This is a genomic window from Pseudoalteromonas sp. SG43-4 (genome assembly GCF_014164325.1).
In the GTDB taxonomy this organism is placed as follows: domain Bacteria; phylum Pseudomonadota; class Gammaproteobacteria; order Enterobacterales; family Alteromonadaceae; genus Pseudoalteromonas; species Pseudoalteromonas distincta.
In genome coordinates, this window is record NZ_JACJFB010000003.1 from 42,359 (window position 1) to 67,141 (window position 24,783).

Annotated in this window: 17 protein-coding genes and 1 pseudogene; 17 read left to right on the forward strand and 1 reads right to left on the reverse strand. The window is 38.7% G+C overall.

The features are described from left to right. Positions 1-31: 31 nt before the first annotated feature. The 16 genes and pseudogenes from H5160_RS04055 to H5160_RS04130 all read left to right on the forward strand — a co-directional run bounded on the left by H5160_RS04055 (position 32) and on the right by H5160_RS04130 (position 23,571). Entirely contained in the window at positions 32-922 is an 891-nt protein-coding gene (locus H5160_RS04055; protein WP_182692723.1) for an ABC transporter substrate-binding protein, read from the forward strand. An 88-nt stretch (positions 923-1,010) separates the two neighbouring features. Then, positions 1,011-2,267: a sugar MFS transporter gene (locus H5160_RS04060; RefSeq protein ID WP_182736829.1), complete on the forward strand. Its 1,257-nt coding sequence runs from the start codon at positions 1,011-1,013 to the stop codon at positions 2,265-2,267. Between the two features lie 255 nt (positions 2,268-2,522). Next, positions 2,523-4,412, forward strand: coding sequence for a methyl-accepting chemotaxis protein (locus H5160_RS04065; RefSeq protein ID WP_182736831.1), 1,890 nt, complete (start codon positions 2,523-2,525; stop codon positions 4,410-4,412). Between the two features lie 5 nt (positions 4,413-4,417). Next, positions 4,418-5,500 (forward strand): annotated as a pseudogene (locus tag H5160_RS04070) (GGDEF domain-containing protein). A 13-nt stretch (positions 5,501-5,513) separates the two neighbouring features. Next, on the forward strand, positions 5,514-6,128 hold the full coding sequence (locus H5160_RS04075) for a DsbA family protein (protein ID WP_182736832.1): 615 nt from the start codon (positions 5,514-5,516) through the stop codon (positions 6,126-6,128). 251 nt (positions 6,129-6,379) lie between these two features. Then, positions 6,380-7,132, forward strand: coding sequence for a DUF3450 domain-containing protein (locus H5160_RS04080; protein ID WP_024594647.1), 753 nt, complete (start codon positions 6,380-6,382; stop codon positions 7,130-7,132). Between the two features lie 10 nt (positions 7,133-7,142). After that, positions 7,143-8,510, forward strand: coding sequence for a MotA/TolQ/ExbB proton channel family protein (locus H5160_RS04085; RefSeq protein ID WP_004334754.1), 1,368 nt, complete (start codon positions 7,143-7,145; stop codon positions 8,508-8,510). A 3-nt stretch (positions 8,511-8,513) separates the two neighbouring features. Then, positions 8,514-9,041 carry a MotA/TolQ/ExbB proton channel family protein gene (locus H5160_RS04090; protein ID WP_010552929.1) on the forward strand — a complete coding sequence of 176 codons (528 nt, stop codon included), beginning with the start codon at positions 8,514-8,516 and terminating at the stop codon, positions 9,039-9,041. A 53-nt stretch (positions 9,042-9,094) separates the two neighbouring features. Continuing rightward, complete coding sequence (locus tag H5160_RS04095) at positions 9,095-9,508, forward strand: biopolymer transporter ExbD (RefSeq protein WP_004334764.1); 414 nt, start codon at positions 9,095-9,097, stop codon at positions 9,506-9,508. A 12-nt stretch (positions 9,509-9,520) separates the two neighbouring features. Continuing rightward, on the forward strand, positions 9,521-10,126 hold the full coding sequence (locus H5160_RS04100) for an energy transducer TonB (protein ID WP_024597386.1): 606 nt from the start codon (positions 9,521-9,523) through the stop codon (positions 10,124-10,126). A 44-nt stretch (positions 10,127-10,170) separates the two neighbouring features. After that, positions 10,171-11,499, forward strand: coding sequence for a lipopolysaccharide assembly protein LapB (locus H5160_RS04105; RefSeq protein ID WP_182720330.1), 1,329 nt, complete (start codon positions 10,171-10,173; stop codon positions 11,497-11,499). Positions 11,500-11,795: 296 nt separating this feature from the next. Continuing rightward, complete coding sequence (locus H5160_RS04110) at positions 11,796-15,884, forward strand: hypothetical protein (RefSeq protein WP_182736833.1); 4,089 nt, start codon at positions 11,796-11,798, stop codon at positions 15,882-15,884. 64 nt (positions 15,885-15,948) lie between these two features. Continuing rightward, the gene (locus tag H5160_RS04115) at positions 15,949-18,645 is read left to right on the forward strand and encodes a TonB-dependent receptor domain-containing protein (protein ID WP_182692812.1); all 2,697 of its coding nucleotides are present in this window, start codon (positions 15,949-15,951) and stop codon (positions 18,643-18,645) included. A gap of 203 nt (positions 18,646-18,848) precedes the next feature. After that, positions 18,849-19,988, forward strand: a complete 1,140-nt coding sequence (gene asd / locus H5160_RS04120; protein WP_182736834.1) for an aspartate-semialdehyde dehydrogenase — start codon at positions 18,849-18,851, stop codon at positions 19,986-19,988. A gap of 339 nt (positions 19,989-20,327) precedes the next feature. After that, a complete protein-coding gene (locus H5160_RS04125) occupies positions 20,328-22,217 on the forward strand; it encodes a bifunctional diguanylate cyclase/phosphodiesterase (protein ID WP_220491133.1) in 1,890 nt (629 codons plus the stop codon). Positions 22,218-22,446: 229 nt separating this feature from the next. After that, the gene (locus H5160_RS04130; protein ID WP_182736836.1) at positions 22,447-23,571 is read left to right on the forward strand and encodes a DUF748 domain-containing protein; all 1,125 of its coding nucleotides are present in this window, start codon (positions 22,447-22,449) and stop codon (positions 23,569-23,571) included. 88 nt (positions 23,572-23,659) lie between these two features. Here the strand turns inward: H5160_RS04130 and H5160_RS04135 are convergent, their stop codons facing one another. Further along, positions 23,660-24,469, reverse strand: coding sequence for an ion transporter (locus H5160_RS04135; protein ID WP_007583228.1), 810 nt, complete (start codon positions 24,467-24,469; stop codon positions 23,660-23,662). 100 nt (positions 24,470-24,569) lie between these two features. On the opposite strand from H5160_RS04135, the gene H5160_RS04140 reads away from it, so the two are divergent. Beyond that, positions 24,570-24,782 (forward strand): hypothetical protein, encoded by a 213-nt coding sequence (locus H5160_RS04140; RefSeq protein ID WP_182736837.1) that lies wholly within the window; start codon positions 24,570-24,572, stop codon positions 24,780-24,782. Position 24,783: the final 1 nt, after the last annotated feature.

The window sequence follows — 24,783 nt, forward strand, 5'->3', positions numbered from 1 at the left end:
AAAACACTATTAATCACAAATAGATACTAAAATGCGCTGGTTTTATTTTATATTATTGCTAACAACTAGTAATAGTTTTGCTGAAACATCGGTTGAGTATTTTCAAAATGGTACTCAACACACTTTAACTGGGCATTCCCATAAATCAGGGGTGCTCTATGAAGCTAAAAACTCCAAACAAACACTTCATCTAGCCACACTCGATTGGCCTCCCTATATTGGTAATAATGTATGTAATAAAGGCTGGGTTTATCAATTTTCAATTGCCTTGTTAAATAGTAAGGGCTACAGCGTATATATTGAATTTTTGCCTTGGGCAAGAGCGGTACGAAATGTAGAACTAGGCAGGGCTGACATACTAATGCCTGAATACTTTATAGAAGATACAGCCCCCTCCGATTATGTTGATGGTAAAACACGTCGAGAATTACTCGGCTTATCTAATTCGTTTAAAGGTGGCGAAATTGCTTTTTTAAAAAGGAAAGGCGATACAGACCATTTCACAGGAAACTTGAACTCGCTCAAAGGGCTTAAGATTGGTGTTGTTCGAGGGTATCAAAATACGCCAGAGTTTGATGCCATGATGGACAATGGTGAGTTTGAAGTTATCGCCTCTGTTGATGACTTACAGCTTGTTAAGCTACTGACTGCTAAACGTGTTGATTTGGTTATAGGCGATCCTCAAGCTTTGAAATCATCTGTGGCTTACTCCTCTTTAACTAAACCTGAAAAACAGTCTTTGCTTTCTTCCATTGAGCAAGAAAGCATTCCTTTGCAATATAACTCGTTATATTTTGCCATTAGTAAGCGTGCACATAATTGGCTTTTAGTATTAGAGGATATAAACGAAGGGCTTTATCAGTTTAATAACAGTGGCGAAATAGACCGAATTGTTAGAGCGACCAACACGCAATGTGAATAACGCCACTGGAACGTTCCCTAAGTGCGCTGACTAATTTATATTTAAACATGTAAAATCGTTTTCAACTTGTTAATGGAGTGAAAACGACGTGAGTGAAATAAATACAAACCAATCATTCGCGGTCAACGAACAGCCAAATAAAAATTATCTGTTTCCACTGACTGCAATGACGACCCTATTTTTTTTATGGGGTTTTATTACTGTTTTAAACGATGTACTAATACCACGCTTAAAAGGCGTATTTGATTTGAGCTTTTTTGAAGCGATGCTAGTACAGTTTTGCTTTTTTGGGGCTTACTTTATTGTTTCTATTCCTGCGGGGCTTTTAGTTAAGCAATTTGGTTACAAAAAAGGAATTTTAACTGGTTTAATTGTGGCTTCAATGGGGTGTATGTTGTTTTACCCTGCTGTTGTAGTACATGAATATTGGCTATTTTTAGGCGCTTTATTTGTACTTGCTGCTGGTGTAACTGTACTTCAGGTTTCTGCTAACCCTTATGTTGCAGCTCTTGGCAGTGAAAAAACAGCGTCTTCTCGTCTAAATTTAGCACAAGCACTTAATGCGCTTGGTACTACCGTTGGGCCTTATGTTGGTGGTTTATTATTTTTCGGTACGGCAGGTAGTTTAGCCGCATCGGCAGCAACTGCTGAATCTGTAAAAGTGCCTTATTTAATGCTTGCTGGCGCTTTATTGCTTATCGCTATTATATTTGCCTTTATAAAGCTTCCAGAAATTGAAGCCCACAAAGAGGAAAATAATACAGCAATTGAATCTCGTTCGTTAATGCAAGCACCGCACCTAACTATGGGTGTACTTGCTATATTTTGCTACGTAGGCGGGGAAGTTGCCATTGGCAGCTTTTTAGTTAACTACTTTGGTGAGGCGCACATAGCAGGGCTTGAAGAGCATACTGCGGCCGCACTTATTAGTTATTACTGGGGCGGGGCAATGGTAGGGCGTTTTATAGGCTCTGTATTATTACAAAAGATAGCACCTTCTAAAGCTATAGCGTTTAATGCATTTAGTATTATTGCGCTATTATTGATCACTATTTTTACTCAAGGTGACGTCGCTTTATACTCAGTATTGGCAATTGGTTTATTTAACTCAATTATGTTCCCGACTATATTTTCAGTTGCAATCGAGCGACTAGGATCATTGACGAGCAAAGGTTCTGGCTGGTTATGTTTAGCAATTGTTGGTGGTGCACTTGTACCATTACTGCAAGGGTTTATAGCTGATACAGTAAATATACAGCAAAGCTTTTTTGTTCCAATGTTATGTTATGTATTTATTGCATGGTACGGTTTAAATGTTGTTCGCTTTGCAAATAAGTGGAAATAACAGACTATACAAGAGTGACTGAATACGTATTCAGTCACTTATAAAGCTATATTTAATGGGAACGTTCCATAAAAAATAAATCTAGTCATTAATTATTTAATATTAGCCAGTTACCCACGAAAGCCTTTTGTTTTACAATCCTTTATTCTTATTTTTCATCAATAACCTAACTGTAAGTCTCTTTTACTAGGACATTTAGCTAAATTTTTGCTAAAACAGTAAGGCTAATAACGATAAATAATAAAAAGGGTGTATATGCTTAACTCGTTGAAATTTACTTCCAAAGTGACTATTGCAGCCTCCTTAATTTTGGTTTTGGTGCTAGGGTTATTTACTTTTAATAACTACATTGCGATGCGCAAGCAAACCGAGCAGCAGTTAAGCTTGGTATTGCAACAAAATTCCGAATCTGTTTCACAAAATATAGCGAGTTGGTTAAATGCAAAGTTGGCGATTGTTATATCAATTGCTAAAACCCATAAAGCTAATGATTCTAAAGCACTCACCCTTTCACAACTAAATACAGCAGAGCTTGCTGGAAGCTTTAAAAATACGTATATAGGTAAATCCAGCGGCACGTTTATATTAAACGATCAAACGGTTGTATTACCTGCAGATTTTGATGCGACTTCTCGTCCTTGGTATAAATTAGTCGAAAACAAATCAAATACCGCTTTTACAACTCCTTATATTGATGTAACCACTAACGAGCTTACAATTTCAGCGGTAGTACCCATACTCCAAAATGGTCAGTTTAGCGGCGTTGCAGGTGCCGATATTGATATGCTGACCGTGACAAAAATTATCAACGATATTGACTTTTTAGGACTCGGTTATGGTTTTTTACTCGATAATAAAGGCCAAGTGTTAAGCCATCCAAATGCTCAGTTAAACTTAAAAAATACATCAGACATATTTGGCACGAATACGCCTTTACAAAGTGAGTTTACCCAGTACGAGATAAACGGAGAGTCTAAGCTTATTTCGTTTACAAAAATTAGTGGTATTGAAAACGTAGATTGGTACCTAGGTGTTGTTATAGACAAAGATAAAGCGTATGCCAGTGTCTCTAATTTTGGCCAAACCGCAGCTGTTTTTATGGTGATAGGAATTATCACTATTATAATTATGATGCAGCTTTTATTACGCTATTTAATGCAGCCAATGAATCGTTTAAACGATGCTATTAAAGATATAGCACAAGGTGAGGGCGATTTAACAAGGCGTTTAACCGTTGAAAACGACGATGAATTTGGCGATTTAAGCTATTCATTTAATATTTTCATCGAAAAAATTCAGCATTCAATAGAACAAGTAAAAGAGTCTACAAAGCAATTAGATACAGCTATTGAGAGCTTGGTATCACAAACACATTCTTCGCTGTCTATGTATGATGATCAAAGTAAACGAACCGATAGCGTTGCAGCAGCTATCAACCAGTTTTCTGCCACATCAATGGATATTTCAAGTAATGCAGAGAGTGCATCGCAGCTTGCTAAAAATGCAGATGAACACTCAACACAAAACCAAGAAGCATTAAGCCACAGTGTTGCATCTATCCACCAGCTCTCGGGTAATATGGAAAAAGCTCAGCAAACTATAAACAGTTTAAATACGCATACAGCCAGTATTGGCCAAGTGCTTGAAGTTATTAAAGGTGTAAGCGAGCAGACTAATTTATTGGCACTTAATGCCGCAATTGAGGCGGCTAGAGCAGGAGAGGCGGGACGCGGTTTTGCCGTTGTAGCAGATGAAGTTCGCCAATTAGCGCACCGCACTCAACAGTCAACGCAAGAGATTGAAGACACGGTTAGTCAGTTGCAAAAAGGCTCAAACCTTGCTGTAGAGCTTATGAAAACAAGCCTTGAAGGCAGTGAAAAAAGCGTGCAACAAGCCGATGCTGTTGGCAATTTAATGAGCCATGTTATACAAGCGATTCAACAAATTAACGATGCAAATCACTCTGTGGCCACTGCAACAGACGAACAAAACCAAGTTGTTAAGTTATTAGATACAGATATTCAAACAATTAATTCGCTTTGTATACAAGGCAAGGCCAACTTAAATGACACGCTTGACGAATGTACCAAACTAAAACAACAGTTTAGTGCTTTAGAAAATATGGTTCAAAAGTTTAAAGTATAAAATTAATGACTAAAAAAAATGTGAATAAACCAAATTGGCTCAGTCTGATAAATATCGACAGTGTTTAGAGCTCAGACATGCAACGCAAAGCGTTTTCTTTATTTACCATGATTGGGATTTCAATTGTGGTGATCGCAGTATTAGTGTTTTTTAATTATAAGCTTTATTCGCCACTACTGACAGCTTCATTAATTATCGTTAACATTACAAATATATGCTGTTCTATCTACTTTATAAAAACGGGTAACCTGCAAGTTGTGGCATTAATAAGTATGAGCATTGTGTGCATGATGTTTATTGCACTTGTTTATACCGGCGGTAAAGATAATACCGCGCTATATTGGCTAATGTTTTATCCTGTCGTAACGTTTGCATCTTTAGGGGTTAGATTAGGTGCTTGGTTAGGCTGTACCTTACTGTTTTCTTGTATTGTTATTTTATACGGCCCTGACTTTGGTCAAGTTAGCTATGGCAACGTAGAAAAAACACGTTTTATAGCGTCCTTTTCTATGGTGTTTTTATTCTCATTTATTGGTGAGTATTTTAGGCATAAAAGCCACATGGCTATTGCCGATATTACGCTAGAGCAAAAACAAGATGCTTATACTGACCCCCTTACTGGCATAGCAAATAGGCGTTTTATTACCTCTCATTTTTTAAAGCTTGCTCAAACACGCCCAGAGCAGTACTTACCTTTTTCAATTTTGTTAATTGATTTAGATAATTTTAAATCTTTAAACGATACGCATGGCCACGATTTTGGTGATACGGTATTGATAGAATTTACCAAACTTCTTGAGTCTCAATTTTTGGCAACTGCGTTAAAGGCCCGTTATGGCGGTGAGGAATTTGTTGTTATTTTACCGCAGCTCACAGCCTCTGCAGCCTCTGTAATTGCGAACAAATTTCGAGAAGCCGTGGCAGGGCATGTTATATTTACTGATGACAAGCAGCGTATTTCAATCACCTGTAGCATTGGTATTTCCCAAGTAAATAAAGTAACTGATTATGATGATTCATTAAAGCAAGCTGATGAAGCTCTTTATAGTGCAAAGTCTTCAGGTCGCAATAGAGTCGTCTCGAACTAGTTGAAGGATTAATATGTCTCAAAGTAAATTAATATATGTTCATGACCCAATGTGTAGTTGGTGTTGGGGTTACTCACCAACCTGGCTTAAGCTAAAATCAGAGCTTGCTGGTAAAGTGGCAATAGAATATAAAGTAGGTGGTCTTGCTCCCGATAGCCAAGACCCAATGCCACAAAATATGAAAGAGATGCTTGAGGGCACTTGGCATAAAATTTCAGCTCAGCTAGGTACGCAATTTAATTATAACTTTTGGCGCAATTGCCAGCCAAGGCGTTCAACGTATCCCGCATGCAGAGCTGCACTTATAGCGCGTAAAGCGGGTAAAGAAGCTCAAATGGTGGCTGCTATCCAACACGCTTATTACCTAAACGCGCAAAACCCGTCTGATGAAAGTACATTAATTAGTTTGGCTGAAAAAATTGGCTTAAATAAAGATGAGTTTTCGGCGCAGCTAGCGTCAAGCGAGCTTAATGATGAATTTAAAGCTGAGTTATCCTTTGTTCGCACTTTACCAATTCAAGGTTTTCCCTCACTAGTGCTTATTAAAGATAATAAAGCTTACACTATAGAAATTAATTATACCGATTGGCACTATTCCCTTAATCAAATTAATTCAATTTTGGATTAACCACCTTCTTGCATCTTCTTAATAGGGGGTATTTGGCCAGCAAGTACCCTTATTCGCGTTAAAACCTCCTTGTAAGTCTCAATTGTTACCATTGTCATAAAAGCGACTTTTTTGCGCAACATCCTTGTCATGTTTCATCTATAAACTTCTGCTCATTGAATTATTAAGTCATAAATTATTTATATAACAAAGTTTATGACCTAAAAAAACAAACTAGCAAATCCGCTAACTAACGAGTAAAGGTGTATGCGATGAAAGGCGTTAAACCATTAATCTTAGCTGGTATTGTGGCCGCAAGTGCAGCAGTACACGCAAACGATTTAGATAAGGTTATTGATAAAAGCAGTGAAATTAATAAATCAGCTGCGCAATCACAAACAAAAATAGACAAGATTGCAGATTCAATGCAAGGACGTTTACAGCAATTTAAAACCCTCAATAAAGAGATTGATGGTTTAGCTGTATACAACGCCCAGCTAACTAAACAATTAAATAATCAAATAGAAGAGATGGAATCTTTAAACCTGTCAATGGATCAGGTTTCTATTATTGAACGTCAAATTACGCCGCTAATGCTTAGAATGATTGAAGGTCTTGAGCAGTTTGTATCTTTAGATATTCCATTTTTAGCTGATGAGCGCACTAAGCGCGTTACGTCTTTAAAAGAAATGATGAATCGTGCTGATATTAACTCAAGTGAAAAGTTTCGCCGTGTACTTGAAGCGTATCAAGTAGAAGTAGACTACGGGCGCACTATTGAAGCTTATACCGCACTTTTAAATGTGGATGACAAAGAGCGTGAAGTTGATTTTTTACGCATTGGCCGTTTAGAGCTTATTTACCTAACACGCGATGGCAAAAAAGCAGGTAGCTGGAATGCAGAGACAAAATCATTTGAAGCATTACCAGACTCTACAATAAGCCAAATTAATAAAGGTTTACGCATTGCGCGTAAACAACTTGCCCCAGATATGTTAACTCTGCCAGTACATGCAGCAGAATAAGAGGTTGAAAATGAAATTGTTTACTCAAATGACAAAAATAGCTCTTTTTGCTGCAAGCCTAAGCATTACTGGTGCAAGTATAGCGGCAGAGCCAATGAACTTAGATTCATTACTTAAAACGCTCGAAAATGGTAAATCAGCTCAAAGCGAGCAAAATAAACAACGTGAACAAGAGTTTGCTGCTCGCCAAAACGAGCAAGTACAAACACTTAAAAATACCCAAGCAAAGCGCAATCAAATGCTGGTGGAATCTGAACGTCTAGAAACGCAATTTGAAGAAAACGAAGTAAAACTTGCTAACTTAACAGACACGCTTTCTAAACGCATGGGTTCGCTTAAAGAGTTGTTTGGCGTGTTACAGCAAGTAGCAGGGGATTCTAGTAATAAATTTGCTACATCAATAGTATCTGCTCAGATTGCTGGGCGCAGTACGTTTATGGATGACCTTGCTCAAAAGATGGGTTCAACTTCAAAACTTGCGTCAATAGAAGATATTGAAAAAGTATGGTTTGAATTACAACGCGAAATGACCGAGCAAGGTAAAGTAAGTCGTTTTAACGCAAGTGTTATTGTTGAAGGCGGTACTAAAGCACAGCAAGAAGTTGTGCGAGTGGGGGCATTTAACCTTATATCAAACGGTAAGTATTTAGAGTTTAATTCCTCGACTAATTCTTTGAGTGAATTAACACGTCAACCTGTATCGCGCTTTACTGCAACAGCAGAAGAGCTACAAAGCACTAAAAGTGGCGTGGTGCAATTTGCACTTGACCCAACAGGCGGCTCTATTCTTGGTTTGTTAGTACAAGCACCTGATACACAAGAGCGTGTTCATCAAGGTGGCACAGTGGGTTATGTGATTTTAGGCGTGGGTGTTATTGCACTTCTTATATCACTTGAGCGTTTTTTCTCACTATTGATTATGGGCGGTAAAATTCGTCGCCAGCTTAAAGATACAGTTGCACGTGATGACAATCCGCTTGGACGCGTAATGAAAGTAAAAGATCAATTTCCAAGTGTTTCACACGACACACTGGAACTTAAATTAAGTGAAGCTATTTTACGTGAAATGCCAAAAGTGACGCGTAATTTAACACTTATCAAAATCATCTCTGTTGTTGCGCCGCTGTTAGGTTTATTAGGTACGGTAACCGGCATGATCAATACATTCCAAGCAATCACCTTATTTGGTACTGGGGATCCTAAGCTTATGGCGGGTGGTATTTCTCAAGCGCTAGTAACAACGGTATTGGGCTTAGTGGTCGCCATACCAACGGTATTTTTATACACCTTACTTAATACGCGCGCTAAAAATATCTTGTTAACTATTCAAGAGCAGAGCGCCGGTATTATTGCAGAGCGAAGCGAGAAAGGAGCATAAACCATGGTGCTATTGATTGATTCAATCAATGCTATCCGTGATTTTCTCGACACTGGTGGCCAAGTTCTCTTGGTCATCGGGGTGTTAATCTTCGCGATGTGGTTATTGATACTCGAGCGATTTATTTACTTTTTTAATGGTTTTAGAAGCTATAAACACGCTCTTAAAGCCAATTGGATTAACCGTGCAGAACGAGATAGCTGGAATGCAGAGCAAATACGCGAAGCTATGATATCGCGAGCTGGTATGCGCTTAAACACCAATCTTTCTTTGATTAATGTGATGGTTGCTTTGTGCCCGCTACTTGGTTTGTTAGGCACGGTGACGGGCATGATAGAAGTGTTTGATGTAATGGCAATTACTGGCACAGGTAGTGCGCGTTCAATGGCATCAGGGGTATCTAAAGCAACTATTCCGACAATGGCAGGCATGGTAGGTGCGTTATCTGGGGTATTTGCCTCAACGTACTTACAACGAAAAGCTAAGCGCGAAGTAGAACTACTACAAGACAGCATGGTTTTAGACCATTAAGCAAAATTTTGATAAGCGGCTTATATAAAGCCACTTATCCTAGGAGAATAAAAATGAGAGCCCCGTTAGGAAACCTATTTCAAGAAGACGAAGCTGAAGAAATAAACATGACCCCAATGTTAGACGTTGTATTTATCATGCTTATTTTCTTTATTGTAACTGCCTCTTTTGTTAAAGAAGCCGGTATTGATGTAAACCGCCCAGAAGCCGCAACAGCTGTTAAAAAAGAGCGTGCTAATATTTTAGTGGCTATTTCTGATACAGGCGAGATTTGGATTAATAAACGTCAAATTGATGTACGCGCAGTACAAGCCAATATCGAGCGTTTAAAAGCAGAAAATCCACAAGGTAGCGTTGTGATTCAAGCAGATAAAAAAGCCACTACCGAAATGTTAATAAAGGTGATGGATGCCTCGCGCGCGGCGGGCGCATTTGATGTATCAATTGCCGCACAAGATGCGTCTTAAGGGCTAGTTATGTTGCGATATTTAGTTGCATTAGTGATAGCCGGTGTAGTGACCTTTATGTTGTTTTTAGGCATGCAGGCACTGATCACTGGCGGTGAAGGCGCTATGACGGATCCGGTAAAGGGTAACGTACTTGATTTTGTTCGCTTGAAAAAAGAAGAAACCGTACAAAAAAAAGAGCGTAAGCCACAAAAGCCACCAACACCAAAAGAGCCGCCACCACCAATGGAATCACCGCAAATGCAAAATAGTGATGCTACAGCAAATGCTAACAACTTTGACTTTGGTGCCAATGTAGATGCGGATGTAAATTTAGCCGGCGGGTTAGCACTTGAAACAAGTGATGGTGAATACTTACCGATTGTAAAGGTGGCCCCAGTTTATCCGCGCCGTGCGTTATCACGTGGCATAGAAGGCTACGTGATTGTTGAATTTACAGTAACTAAACAAGGCACTGTACGCGACCCACAAGTAGTAAAAGCAGAGCCTGAGTCACTTTTTGATAGAGCTGCGATGGATGCAGCCCTTAAATTTAAATATAAACCGCGCGTAGTAAACGGTGAAGCCGTTGAAGTTGCGGGTGTTCAGAACAAAATATCTTTCCAAATTAGCGGTTAATTAGTAATTAACCACGAGTAAACGGACAGAAATGCGAGGCGATTATGAAATTACTACCTACAGCTAAACTTTTAAAGTTAACACTATTTTGTACCGCTGCGATCAGTACAAGTATTGTTACACCAAGTGCTCTAAGCCTAATTCCAGGGCTACATGTAGCTACGGCATATGCAGAGCAAGAACAAAAAACGAAACGTGTACCAGCACTACGTGAAAAGGTTTATAGCCAGCTTGCTCGTGCCCAAAAACTTGCAGACGATGGTGATGTTAAAGGTGGACTTGAAGCGCTTGATAGCATTCAAGAGCGAGCTGCAAGCATGAACTCGTACGAAGTGGCAATGATGCATAACTTTTACGGGTTTATTTATTACAACGAAAACGACTTACCAAAAGCGATTGCCTCGTTTGAAAAAGTGGTAGCTGAGGAAGCCATTCCTGAGTCACTTCGTTTAAGCACTACATTTAGCTTGGCTCAACTGGCTATGGCTAATAGTGATTACACTAAAGTTATCTCTTTTTTAGATGATTGGGACAGTATTAACACTCAGCCTAAAACAGAAGGCTACTACTTGTTAAGGGCTCAAACATACTATCAGTTAAAAGATTATAAAAAAGGGCTTGAGTACATATCTCAAGTGATTGCTTTAAGCGACAGCGAAGGCAAAATCCCTAAGGAAAACTGGTTAGTATTACAGCGTGCAATGTATTACTCGCTTAATCAAACTGACAAAGTTGTTGAAGTGCTTGAGCGCATGGTAAAGCTTTATAATAAGCCTGAGTATTGGGTGCAGTTATCGGGTATGTATGGTGAAACAGGTAGGGAAAAACAACAGTTGGCGGTAATTGAAGCCGCTTACCAGCAAGGATTTTTAACCTCTAAATCTGATTTACGCCAATTAGCGCAAGTGTATTTATACAATGGTTTAGCGTTTAAAGCTGCAAAAGTGATGAGCGATGCCATTGATAAAGATATTGCTGAAAAAACAGCAAAAAACTACGCTTTTGTTGCCGAGGCGATGATCCAAGCTAAAGAAGATGAAAAATCTATTACCTACTTTGCAAAAGCTGCTGATTTATCTGAGCACGGTAAATACGATCAACGTTTAGCCGAAGTATTTGTAAATACAGAGCAATATGAAGAAGCCGCCGATGCAGCGCGTAAAGCACTTGATAAAGGTGGTCTTGATTTTGAATCAAATGCATTTGTTGCACTGGGTATGGCGCAGTACAACATGCAAAATTTTGATGCATCAATTTTAGCGTTTGAGCAGGCAGAAAAACATAAAAAATCTCAGCGTTTAGCACAGCAGTGGATCAAATATGTAAAGCGCGAAAAAGTGCATGCAGAAACACTTAGAACAGCTTTACTGTAAATATTAAAGCGCTTTACTAATTAACAAGTAACGCGTGTAAAACCAGTTCATAATCGCAACACTAAAACCGCCTCAGGGCGGTTTTTATCGTCTCTAAAAGCATCCAATTGCTTGATTTTAAATAAGTTACTTTTGTCATCTTATGGTTATTAAACTGTAACTACTTTGTCATAAGTCTCCCGTATTGTAACCGCAGCTAAACTCAAGTGACCTTAAAGCATTATTTAAGTGTTTTATGGTGACTTGAGTTTATTTGAGCACCTAAAAAATAATTAAATACTTTAACGGAGTGAACAATGAAATTATCTGACTTATTCAAAGTAAGTTTGATTGCAACTGCAGTATCTTTAGCTGGTTGTGGTGGAGACTTAGTAGTATCTGAAGGCGACACAACTATTAATGAAGGTGATACAGTAACTAACGTTATTGAAGGCGGTGACGATACAAGTGGTGAAACGTCATCACGTGATGATTCACAAAATGCTACCACTGGCTTTCCTACTGATATTGATAATGCACTAACTCAAGGTTTAGCAACTGATGTTTCTAGTGAGTTTACATCTATTACAGATAAGCCCGTATATCGCTTAGCTGCAGATACCGTGTTCACTACTGATGTATCGTTAACAAACGACGCACACTGGATCTTAAATGGCCGTACTGCGGTTGGTAATGATCGCGCAGATAACGCCAAGCTTTATATTCAGCAAGGTACAACGATTATTGGCGAAACAGGAGATGACTTCCTAGTTGTTCGTCGCGGTTCACAAATTGAATCGGTAGGGACTGTAAGTCAGCCCATTACAATGACCTCAATTCAAGATGTTACAGCTCAAGAAACAACGATTGGTCAGTGGGGCGGTTTAGTATTATTAGGTAACGCGCCAGCAAATTCTTGCGGCGACCAAGAAGGTGAAGCAACAGCTGATGAACTTGCTAATTGTGGTGTGTCGGCTGAAGGTGATGCAGGTCAGTTTGGTGGCGATATCAGTGATGATAATTCAGGTACTTTAAAGTATGTACTTGTTAAGCAAGCCGGTAAAACGTTAGGTAATGGTGATGAGTTAAATGGTATTACGTTTGCCGGTGTTGGCTCTGCAACTACGGTTGATTATATTCAAGTACATGAAAATCTTGATGATGGTATTGAGTTCTTTGGTGGCACAGTTAATGTAAGCAATGTTGTACTTACAAATATTGGTGACGATTCGCTAGATTGGTCTTTTGGTTGGACGGGCTCAGCTACAAACGTTTATATTCAGCAAGCGGCTAACGTAGGCGATAACGCTATCGAAGCTGATAACTCTGAATTTGATTCAAGTGCAACACCATTAACACTACCTACTATTTCAAACGTTACAATTGTGGGTGCTGAGGGCAATAACGGCATTCGTTTACGTGCGGGTACTGCAGGGGTTCTTAAAAATGTATTTGTAACGGGCCCAGCTACTTATGAAAACTGCTTACGTGTAGGCTCTGATTCAGTACCTCGTGCAGAGGATGGCACACTTACGATTACAAACTCTATTGTTGCTTGTCAAACTGCAGCGAATAACTTTGGCAGCGAAGTTATTAACGGTGGCGATGTACAATCTTGGTTTGAAGGCCAAGACGCTAACCAAACACTTACTCCAGCTGATTTAATGCTAGATGACAACGGTTATACACCACTTGCTGGCTCGCCCCTTATTGCAAATACTCAAGTTGGTGCATTTGATGGCTCAACTAACTGGATGGAAGGTTGGACTGTTGGTATTAATGGTGGCTTTCCTACTGATATTGATAATGCACTTGCACAAGGCTTAGCATCAGATGTTTCTAGCGAATTTCCGGAAATTACAGATAAACCAGTATATCGCTTAGCTGAAGATACAACGTTTACAGCGGATGTAACACTTACAAATGACGCACATTGGATTTTAAATGGCCGTACTGCAGTAGGTAATGACCGTGCAGACGCTACAACACTTTATGTTCAAGCAGGCACGACATTAATTGGTGAATCAGGTGATGACTTTTTAGTTGTTCGTCGTGGTTCGCAAATTAACGCAAATGGTAATGCAACTGCACCTATTACAATGACATCTATTGAAGATGTAACAGGCGCTGAAACAACAATTGGTCAATGGGGCGGTTTAGTACTTTTAGGTAATGCTCCTGCTAACTCGTGTGGCGATCAAACTGGTGAAACGACTGCTGAAGAACTTGCTAACTGTGGTGTATCTGCAGAAGGTGATGCAGGACAATTTGGTGGCGATATTAGCGATGATAACTCAGGTGTTCTTCGTTATATTGTCGTAAAGCACGCAGGTAAAACTCTTGGTAACGGCGATGAGCTTAATGGTATTTCGTTCGCGGGTGTAGGCTCTGCAACAAAAGTAGAATATATCCAAGTTCATCAAAATCTTGATGATGGCGTTGAGTTTTTTGGTGGTACTGTAAATGTTCGTAACATAGTACTTACTGACATTGGTGATGATGCATTTGATTGGTCGTTTGGTTGGACAGGTCGTGCGCAAAATATTTATATTCAACAAAGTGCTGTTGGTGGTGATAACGCTATTGAAGCGGATAACTCAGAATTTGATTCAAATGCTACACCTTTAACAAAGCCACTAATTTCTAACGTAACAATTGTAGGTGCTGATGGTACTAACGGTGTTCGTTTACGTGCAGGTACAGCGGGCGTTCTACGTAATGTAGTAATTACAGGACCTGAAGGTTACTCAAACTGTTTACGTGTGGGTTCTGACTCTGTAGCAAATGCAGAATCTGGTGAGCTTTCTATTGAAAACTCAGTAGTGGCATGTAGTGAAGATAATAACTTTGGTAGTGAAGCAATTGGTGGTGGTAACGTTCAATCTTGGTTTGAAGGCCAAACAGGTAACCAAACGCTTACAGCTGCTGCCCTTAGTTTAGCAACCGATGGCTTTACACCTAAATCTAGCTCACCATTATTAGGTTCGGGTGTTGATTCGTCAGACCTTGATTCGTTCTTTACTAAAACAAATTATATTGGTGCGTTTGATGGCGATAATAACTGGATGGATGGTTGGACAGTCGCTATAACACCAAGTTTTCCTGATGATATTCAAAACGCCTTAGAGCAGGGTTTTGCTACTGATGTATCAGCGAGCTTTCCTGAAATCACAGACAAGCCAGTTTATCAGTTAACTTCTGATGTTGTATTCACTTCAGACGTAACATTAACTAACGATGCACATTGGATTCTAAAAGGCCGTACAGCCGTAGGTAATGACCGCGCTGATGAAACGACTTTATATGTTCAATTTGGTACTACGCTTATTGGCGAGTCGGGTGATGACTTTTTAGTTGTTCGCCGTGGTTCTAAAATAGAGGCCGTGGGCAGTGCAACTCAGCCAATTACTATGACGTCTATTGAAGATGTTACTGGTGGCGAAACGACTATTGGTCAATGGGGCGGTTTAGTGCTTTTAGGTAATGCACCGGCTAACTCGTGTGGCGATCAAGAAGGCGAAGCTACCGCTGATGAGCTTGCGAACTGTGGTGTGTCTGCTGAAGGTGACGCTGGCCAATTTGGTGGTAATGATCCAGAAGATAACTCAGGTACTTTAAAATACGTGGCAGTTAAACAAGCAGGTAAAACGCTTGGTAACGGAGATGAGTTAAACGGCATTACGCTTGCGGGTGTTGGTAGTCAAACAGAGCTTGATTACATTCATGTTCATGAAAATCTGGACGATGGTGTTGAATTTTTCGGTGGTACTGCAAACATCAGTCACCTTGTTTTAACTAATATTGGTGATGACTCACTAGATTGGTCATTTGGTTGGACGGGTAAAGCGCAATACGTACTTATCAAGCAAGCCGAATCAACAGGTGATAATGCAATTGAGGCGGATAACTCTGAGTTTGATTCAAGTGCAACACCACTCACAATGCCTACAATTTCTAATGTTACTATTATTGGTAATGTAGGGGTTAACGGTATACGTCTACGTGCAGGCACTGCGGGTATGCTTAAAAACGTGGTTGTGACAGGTGGGGCAGATTATTCAAATTGTTTACGTGTAGGTTCAGATTCAGCTCCTCGCGCAGAGGATGGTACATTAACTGTTACTCACTCAGTTGTTGCATGTGAAACGGCAAATAACTTTGGTACGCAAGCAATTGGTACTGGTAATGTTGAGTCTTGGTTCTTAGGCCAAACAGGTAACTCTGTGCAAGCAGCCACAGACCTTGGTTTAGCAGATAACGGATATATGCCTTCGGCTGAGTCATTACTGTTAGGTAATGGTTTTGATTCTTCAAGCCTAGATAGTTACTTTGATTCAGTAGATTACATTGGTGCAATGGATGCACAAACAGACTGGACAGCAGGTTGGGTAAAGGTAGGTCTTTAATCCAAACCACATTATAGCCGAGCGAAAGCTCGGCTAATGTCTTGTTTTGTTTCGGAGTATAAAAATGAAATCTTTTAAACCCTCTTCTCTTGTTCTATGTAAACTAAATTGCGCAGTTATGGCTGCAATTATGGGGCTATCAGTAAACACAGCTATAGCAGCCGAAGCCGAAGAGCAAGAAATAGAAGAAGTAGTTGCTGTTGGCCAGCGACTAAAAGGTAGTGCAGGCGCAGTACTACAAGAGCGTCAAAATCAGGCATTTGTTGCTGATATTATGGGTGCTGATCAAATATCACGCACAGGTGATGGCGATGCAGCTTCAGCGCTTCGTCGTGTGACAGGTTTAACCTTAGTCGATGGTAAATATATTTATGTTCGTGGTTTGGGTGAGCGTTATTCAAGTACCCAACTTAATAGCATGTATGTGCCAAGCCCAGATCCCACTCGATCAGTTGTTCCACTGGATTTATTTCCATCGGATATTATTGAAAGCTTAAGTGTGCAGAAATCGTTTTCTCCTGATATGCCAGCGCACTTTGGTGGTGGTAATGTAAATATACGCACCAAATCTATTCCTTCTGATTTTTTGTTTAAAATACAGTTGGGTACTTCATATAACACCTCTAACAGTGACACCGGTTATTTTTACAGTGGTGGTGATGATGATTGGATGGGGCGCGATGATGGTACACGTGCTTTACCTTCATTAATTTCTACAGCGCTTAAAAGTGATGCAGGACTTGAAGGTGACAGCAGTACTTCGCTTGAGCAGCGTCAAGCGCTCTTACAATCTCTAGATTGGCAAGTTGGACCTACTGAGAAAGACGTTGATCCAGGCATGAATTTTTCAGTAGCACTAGGTGATAGGTTTGAGTCTGAAGTAGGTACTTTTGGCGTTCTAGCCGCTGTTTCCTATGACAATGAATGGGAAGTAGTTAAAGAGCAAAGCGGTACAAATTTAGGGAGTTTGGGCTGCGAAGATAAATGTTTTGCACAAACTTATGATGGCATATCTACTGAACAAACCGTTCGTTGGAGTGGCACATTAAATTTAGGTTATGAATTTAATAATAACCATAAATTTGAACTAACGAATATAGCGCTTCATGATATGAGTGACAGAGTGCGTAATCGTGACTTTTTCGATGCTAACGAGTCTGAAGAAGGTGTTACTGAGTTACGCCGTGTTGACGTTATGTATGAAGAGCGTGAAATGTTCTCTACGCAGCTCAAAGGGACGCATAATTTTCCTGAATTAGAAAATTTATTTTTTGATTGGTATGCAGGTACAAGCCGCGCCAACAGGGATGCTCCAGGTGCGTTAGATGTTGTTTTTCAAACTAACTTAAATGATGGTGTATTTGAATCAGAGCAGTTACAAGATGTTGCTGCTACTAACGTAACGCGTGATTATCAAACTTTGCATGATGACGTAGATACGTATGGTTGGAATATGGGCATCCCGTTTTATGGTGATGGATATGAGTTAGAGCTTAAGGTGGGTGGCGATTTTTCTGAAAAAAAACGTGATGCAAGTAATATTCAATTTGGTATTACGCACCGTGGTATAACAGATGAATATACATTTGGCTCAAACATAGACCAAATTTTTTCTGACGAAAATTTAGCTAATAGTGAGTTTTATACAAGTATTACAGGCTCTGGTATTTTTGATGATGGTACCGCAGATGGTGATAAGTACAGCGCTGCACATAAGTTAGACGCTTATTATTTTATGGCCGACTTTTTCTACGAAAACACATGGCGTATAACCGGTGGTATTCGTTGGGAAGACTTTTCTCAAATATCAGTCCCTTTTCAGGCTCATACTAATTTCTTTGATGGAACAATTGAAGAAGTGAGCGAAGTTGCAATAAAAGAAGATAACTTTTTTCCTTCTTTAGCAATTACTTATATTATGGATGAAGAAATGCAGTTTCGCTTAAACTTAAGTGAAACGACGATTCGCCCAGATATGCGTGATGTAAGCTCAACTTATTATGTTGACCCACTAACAGAGTTTTTAGTGCGAGGCTCGCCTACACTTCAAAGCTCTAAGCTAAAAAATGCTGACTTTAGGTTTGAGTGGTACATGCCTTCAGGAAACAATCTATCAGTTGCTTTGTTTTATAAAGATATTGAAAACCCAATTGAAATGGTTGAGTTAGCGGGTGTTGGTGGAGCTGCTCCGCAATTACTAACAGCAAATGCGCAGTCGGGTGAACTAACAGGTATTGAGGTAGACTTTTTAACTGACTTTAGTTTTATTCATAATGATTTATCTGCCATATTTTTATCAGGTAACGTTACTCTATCGGATTCAAGTGTTGAGCTTGGCATAAACGATGCTGATGGGGTTGATTCATTATTTGAACAACAACTAAAAGAGGCGCTTGAAGCTGACTCTGTTTCTAACATTGTTACTAATAATAAACGTCGTTTAGTTGGTCATTCTGAATGGGTAGCAAACTTACAAATGGGTTATGACTCTGCTGATGGTTTTCATTCTACTTCAGTTGTTTATAACGTGTTTGGGCCGCGCATAATTGTACCAGGTACGCGTGGTAACGAAGACGCAGAAGAAAAGTCATTTCATTCTCTTGATTTAGTTTATTCTTACTTCCCTAACTTTAATACTAAAGTTAATTTTAAAGTTAAAAATATACTTGGCCAAGAAAAAGAAATTGAACAAGAAAACTTAACACTTTGGCGTCAAGAAGAAGGCACTGAGTTTAGTTTAAGCTTTAGCTACGAGTTTTAATTTTCTACCCAAGGAAGGGGGATATAATAAAACCTAATTACCTATTAGCCCTGTATTTAATACAGGGCTTTTTTATGACTATGAAAAATATTTAAGTTCTACTTTATTCACTAGTTTTAGCGCGCTGGTGGTGTTATTTTGACGTTAATGAAAATTAAATCTCACGCAATGAATTTAATTTTTAATGTATTAAGGCATCTTTTATGAATCAAACAGTGGAACAAACAATGAAAAAAGTAGGATTAGTCGGTTGGCGTGGCATGGTTGGCTCTGTGTTATTAGAACGTATGCAGCAGCAAAGTGATTTTGCCCATATCGACACCACCTTTTTCACCACCTCACAAGCGGGTCAACTAGGCCCTAATATAGCAGGCGACGCAAAACCATTGCTAGATGCAAGTGACATTAGCGAACTTGCTAAAATGGATATTATTGTTACTTGCCAAGGCGGTGACTACACCAATGCGGTATATCCAAAATTACGCGAGTCGGGTTGGGATGGTTACTGGATTGATGCAGCTTCATCACTGCGTATGAGTGAGGACAGCATAATAGTGCTAGATCCCGTAAACAAAGATGTTATTGAACAAGGCTTAGAGCAAGGCGTTAAAACGTTTGTGGGCGGTAACTGTACAGTATCGCTAATGCTACTTGCACTAGGTGGTTTGTTTGAGCAAGACCTAATTGAATGGGTAAGCCCAATGACTTACCAAGCAGCCTCTGGTGCTGGTGCACGAAATATGAAAGAGCTTATTGCACAAATGGGCGCTATTCATGCAAGTGTTGCTGAGCAATTAGATAACCCAAGTTCTGCTATTTTAGAAATTGATAAAATAGTCAGTGAAACAATGGCGTCAAAAGACTTACCACAAGACCAATTTGGTGTGCCATTAGCGGGCAGTTTAATCCCGTGGATTGACGTACCAATGCCAAGCGGTCAGTCTAAAGAAGAGTGGAAAGCACAGGTTGAAGCGAATAAAATTTTAGGCTCTTCTAAGCAACCAGTACCTATTGATGGTTTATGTGTACGTATTGGCGCTATGCGTTGTCATTCACAAGCGATGACCATTAAATTACGTGAAGATATTAGCGTAGAAAAAATTGAAGAAATTTTAGCCTCTCATAATGAGTGGGTTAAGGTAATTCCAAACGAGCGTGAAATTAGTGCCACAGACTTAACACCGGTTAAAGTAACGGGCACTTTAAGCATTCCTGTTGGGCGTATTCGTAAATTAGCTATGGGACCAAAATACATTAGCGCATTTACAGTTGGCGATCAGCTTTTATGGGGCGCGGCAGAGCCACTTCGTCGTATGCTACGCATAATTGTTGATGGTGAGTAATACCAATTCGCAATAATACTTAATCAATTTGAGGGGGTTAAATCTGACGTTAACTACGTTAAATATTTTTGATATAGAACAACTAAATAACGAAATTTTTGCCTTGTTATCGACACTATTTTCTTCCCTCAAAATAGATCACTTAATTAAGCGAATTGGTATAATATATAATCAGTATTAACAAAAGGGGTTGGCAATTTGCCAGCCCTTTTTAGTTTAATGGCTTATAAAACCGCTTAAGAGGCTAAAACAATACTTTTTTATGAATGTTCACTTTTGTTTATTATTGAACTTAAGTAAACTGTTTACATTGTGCAACAGCCTATTCAAGTAACATTAATGACCTCTCACACAAATAACTTTGCCAATAAGCGATTAGCATTTGTTAGCTCCTATTTTAGTTCTGCAATTGCTATAAACACGGTTGTTTCTTGTTTTCTTATTTTTAGCAGTATTAACCACAGCGCCCCGCAAGAAAAACTTTATTGGCTTTTTACGTTATCATTTATTTCATTACTTCGAATAGCAAGCCATGTATTTGTTAACAACACCCATGCTTTTAAATATCATCTGTATTTTATAGGTTTATTATTAACGGCTTTAACATGGGCTGCTTTTCCTATTTTGTTTTATGAAAACATGCAAATGCAGGAAAAATTTGTATCATTGGTTGTTTTTAGTTCCCTTGCTGGTGGAGGCGTTAATGTTTTAGCTTCAGATATTCGTTCCTCCTTGTCGTATATAACCTGCTTATTGGTTCCTTTTAGTATTTTATTACTTTTACAGCCTATTGAAGATGAGAATGTACTAGGTGTTTTAGGGCTCGTTTTATGGTTTATTTTGTGTTTTATAACGGCTTCACGTAGTGCAAAAGATGTAAAATCATCAATTAATAACGAACTTAAGTTAGATCAATTTATTGAAAACTTAGAAAACGAAGTGCAACTTCGTACCGAACAAATAATTTCTTTAGAGCAAAAAGACAACCTAACTAAATTGTTTAACAGGGGGAGCTTTGTTTCTAATGTTGAACTTGATTTAGCCAATCAAAATGATGATATTAAAGCTGTTTTATTTTTAGATATGGATGACTTTAAAATCATCAACGATAAATACGGTCACGATTTTGGTGATTTTGTGCTGGCTCAAACAGGTAAACGATTAGTTGAAACACAAACCCAAGGCGACTTTATTGCTTGTCGATGGGGAGGTGATGAGTTTATTTTTTATTCTCGCACTAACACCGAAGACGAACTTTTTGACTGTGTTTTTAGATTAGTTAAAACCTTAACGAAAACAGTAAGCATGGACAGCTATCAAGTAAATCCCTCTTTTAAGGTTGGGCTGTATTTTACGCGCGAAAATTTTAATCTTGCAGAGGCTATTAAATACGCTGATGTAGCTATGTATGAAGGTAAGAAAAGCCGTAATGAAATATCGGTATTTGACGAGCGAATGCATGAATCGCTTAAAAGAGAAGAAGTACTTCGCAGCTCAATTAAAGAGTGCGTAGAAAAAGGTGACTTTCATCTGTGCTATCAACCTATTGTTGATATAAGCACAAATGAAATAACTACGTTTGAAGTACTACTTCGTTGGCAGTTTAATGATGAATTTATTCCCCCTTCAGAATTTATAGATATTGCAGAGCGATATGGAAAAATTAATATACTCGGCGAATTTGTACTAGAGCAAGCTATTGCGAGCTTAAGTAGGCTAAATGCCGTAAATAGTAATATTGGATTGTCGATTAATGTGTCGGTGTTGCAACTAGAAAACCATAACTTTTTAGATTTTTTAGTTGCGCTTTTAAATAGATACGCAGTTAAACCATACAATGTGCATTTAGAAATAACAGAAACAGTCATGATTAAAAATTTACCGTATTTGTCAAAAGTGATTACGGCCATAAAAAATACTGGAGTGCGTATTTCTATTGATGACTTTGGTACCGGGTTTTCTTCTATATCGGTTTTAAAAGAGTTGTCAGTTGATTACATTAAAATAGATAAATCTTATATTGATAACATTTGTGAATGCTCAAAAGATAAAAGTATTGTATCTGCGGTAACTAACATGTCGCATATGATAGGTTGCCAAGTAATAGCGGAGGGCGTAGAAAGCCCAGCTCAGTTAACGTTATTACAAAGCTTAGAAATTGATAAATACCAAGGTTTTATATTCAGTAAACCAGTTAGATTTGATCAAGCACTATCCTTGATATATTAAAGGTACTCGCTGTTTTTATTTAGTTAAGCATTGCTGCATAAACCCAATTTTTTGTAGCAATTTTAAATTGGTATAACCTTTGCTGTTAATACTTAAATTAGCCACTTTAACTTCACTTAGGCTATTAACGATGTATTTTAAATACGATTTACGTAGTCTTATTACAATTTTGCGTAATTCTTACATGTTTAAAATGCTCATTTGAAAGTATTAGATAAAGGAAATTACAATGAGCTCGGTTTCTAATGTATTTCATAGCAAATGGTTTAACTCATTAGCGGTTATTTTATTAGTCCTTATTATTGCCAGAATAGCCGCACCTTATGCGCTTCAGCAGTATGTAAATTATCAGCTAAAACATACGCAAGGTGTTACGGGGCATGTTGGTGATGTAGATTTGTTTTTATATCGCGGTGCCTACGCAATTGACGACGTTGAAATTTATGCTGTTGATGCAACTTCAGCTCCTAAGCCTTTGCTGAGTATTCAAACTCTCGATTTTTCACTTGCGTGGTCAGCCCTTTTAAAAGGGAATTTAGTAACAAACATGGCGTTTACGCGCCCTAAAATAGTTATTTATGATAAAGACCCCAATGCTTCTGAGCAAAATAAACAAGTAAAAGACGAAACTACTTGGGTAGGTCTCGCCAATAATTTAGTACTGTTTTCTATTGATACCTTAATAATTGAGCAAGGCAAGTTAACCTTAGTTAACTCAACCAATAGCGGTGAAAAACCCACTTTTATATCAAATATCAACGCTCGAATTGAAAATATAACTAACGCGCAAAACCTATCAAAAACACTAGTGACTACTCTAAGCGTAGAAGGTGCATTAATGGGGGAGGCCGCATTAAAGTTTGATGGCAAATTAGATCCCTTTAGCAAACAAGCCAATTTTGATTTTAACGCAGAGGTACAGCGTTTCTCTGTTAAAAACCTCGATACTGTATTTAAGGTATACACGCCTTTTGATATTGAAGCGGGTGGCATTGATGGCGCTATGGAATTGGTGGCTAAAGACAATAACTTAAATGGTTATGTAAAAGCGGGCGTTCAAAACTTGAGTGTGTTCTCGTGGCGCGAAGATATAGAAAAAGATGACGATGGAATATTTACGGCCATATTTGAAGGCAGTGTTGATTTACTGGGCTCTATACTCGAAAACGATGAGTCTAAACTTGTTGCTGCACGTATCCCTATAGAGGGGCAATTAGATAATACGGATGTTTCGACTTTTCAAGCTGTGATTTCGGTATTAGAAAACGCATTTTTTGATGCGTTTAAAATGAAAGTAGATAACGTTATTTCTTTTGAAGATACGGATGAAAAATCTGATAACGAGGAGAATTAAAGCTCTTTGGTAATGTTCGTTTTAGTTAAATACTTAAGCTGCACCCACTTTTTAAACTTTAAGTGGGTGCTTTAGTACTTTTCTCAGATTAGTTTTTGCGGTTACTCAATAGCTCTTTAAGCTCAGCAATTTGGGATTGTAGTTCGTTTACTTGCCCTTGCGTTGCAGGTAATGAGCTGTCGTCTGCGAGCTCTTCTCGCGCTTTGCGGTGCTCTTCACTCATTACTTCTAAAATGGCACCTACCATCATATTTAAAAATACAAATGCGGTTAAAAATATAAACGTAAGGTAATAAATCCAGCTTAGTTCGTACACCGCCATTGTTTCATACATTATGTCGGTCCAATCTTCAAATGTTGCCACCCTAAACAGAGTAAGCATGGAGATTGAAACATCTTGCCAAAGTACGGGGTTTATTTCAGCAAACATCATGCTGCCCATTGCAGCGTATATATAAAAAATAACAAACATTAATAGGGCTATATAACCCATTTGTGGAATGGCTTTAAGCAATGAATTAACTAATAAGCGCAGCTCTGGGATCATCGATACTAATCGCAGTACTCTAAATATGCGAAGTAATCGAGCAATTAACATAGTAGAGCCAGCAGCAGGATATAAACTGCCCAATACTATGATGGTGTCGAATATGTTCCATCCTTTAGAAAAAAAATGTTTTATGCCTTTACTTGCAATAAAGCGGATTACTAGTTCAATTAAAAAGAATGCGGTAATGCCAACGTCCATCCAATTTAGAGCAAGCTCTACGGTAGGATGTAGTGAGTAAGTGTGCGCACCTACTGTCAGGGCAGAAACAATAATTACAGCTATAACAAATGATTGAAATATCTTGCTTTTGTCTATACGCTGAAACAACTTTTGTAACTGCGACATCATAGAAATAGATCCTTTGGAGATTAAGATTTTATGGCGCTAATATACAATAATACTGTAATAATTTAACGCTTTTTCGATATAGAAAGTGTAAGGAAATTTAATGTTTATCAATAAACTAAAAAGCAGCGCATTACTTATTATTGGATCATGTGTTTTGGCTGGTTGCAGCTCTGATGCACGTTTTCATGAAGTTCAATCGGCGCGCCTTGATGAGTGTAACTACAAAGCTGACAAAGAATATTACGAATGCCTAGATAAACAAGACTCTAACTACGAAGAGTTTAAAAAACAGCAACAAGCCCAGACTAAATAAG

What these genes read in the sequence shown, in the direction of transcription:
- H5160_RS04095 (WP_004334764.1), top strand. Translation starts at nt 9,095, where the DNA reads ATGAGAGCCCCGTTAGGAAACCTATTTCAAGAAGACGAAGCTGAAGAA.
- H5160_RS04055 (WP_182692723.1), top strand. Translation starts at nt 32, where the DNA reads ATGCGCTGGTTTTATTTTATATTATTGCTAACAACTAGTAATAGTTTT.
- H5160_RS04065 (WP_182736831.1), top strand. Translation starts at nt 2,523, where the DNA reads ATGCTTAACTCGTTGAAATTTACTTCCAAAGTGACTATTGCAGCCTCC.
- H5160_RS04090 (WP_010552929.1), top strand. Translation starts at nt 8,514, where the DNA reads ATGGTGCTATTGATTGATTCAATCAATGCTATCCGTGATTTTCTCGAC.
- H5160_RS04075 (WP_182736832.1), top strand. Translation starts at nt 5,514, where the DNA reads ATGTCTCAAAGTAAATTAATATATGTTCATGACCCAATGTGTAGTTGG.
- H5160_RS04115 (WP_182692812.1), top strand. Translation starts at nt 15,949, where the DNA reads ATGAAATCTTTTAAACCCTCTTCTCTTGTTCTATGTAAACTAAATTGC.
- asd (WP_182736834.1), top strand. Translation starts at nt 18,849, where the DNA reads ATGAATCAAACAGTGGAACAAACAATGAAAAAAGTAGGATTAGTCGGT.
- H5160_RS04135 (WP_007583228.1), bottom strand. Translation starts at nt 24,469, where the DNA reads ATGATGTCGCAGTTACAAAAGTTGTTTCAGCGTATAGACAAAAGCAAG.
- H5160_RS04130 (WP_182736836.1), top strand. Translation starts at nt 22,447, where the DNA reads ATGAGCTCGGTTTCTAATGTATTTCATAGCAAATGGTTTAACTCATTA.
- H5160_RS04085 (WP_004334754.1), top strand. Translation starts at nt 7,143, where the DNA reads ATGAAATTGTTTACTCAAATGACAAAAATAGCTCTTTTTGCTGCAAGC.
- H5160_RS04140 (WP_182736837.1), top strand. Translation starts at nt 24,570, where the DNA reads ATGTTTATCAATAAACTAAAAAGCAGCGCATTACTTATTATTGGATCA.
- H5160_RS04105 (WP_182720330.1), top strand. Translation starts at nt 10,171, where the DNA reads ATGAAATTACTACCTACAGCTAAACTTTTAAAGTTAACACTATTTTGT.
- H5160_RS04080 (WP_024594647.1), top strand. Translation starts at nt 6,380, where the DNA reads ATGAAAGGCGTTAAACCATTAATCTTAGCTGGTATTGTGGCCGCAAGT.
- H5160_RS04125 (WP_220491133.1), top strand. Translation starts at nt 20,328, where the DNA reads ATGACCTCTCACACAAATAACTTTGCCAATAAGCGATTAGCATTTGTT.
- H5160_RS04110 (WP_182736833.1), top strand. Translation starts at nt 11,796, where the DNA reads ATGAAATTATCTGACTTATTCAAAGTAAGTTTGATTGCAACTGCAGTA.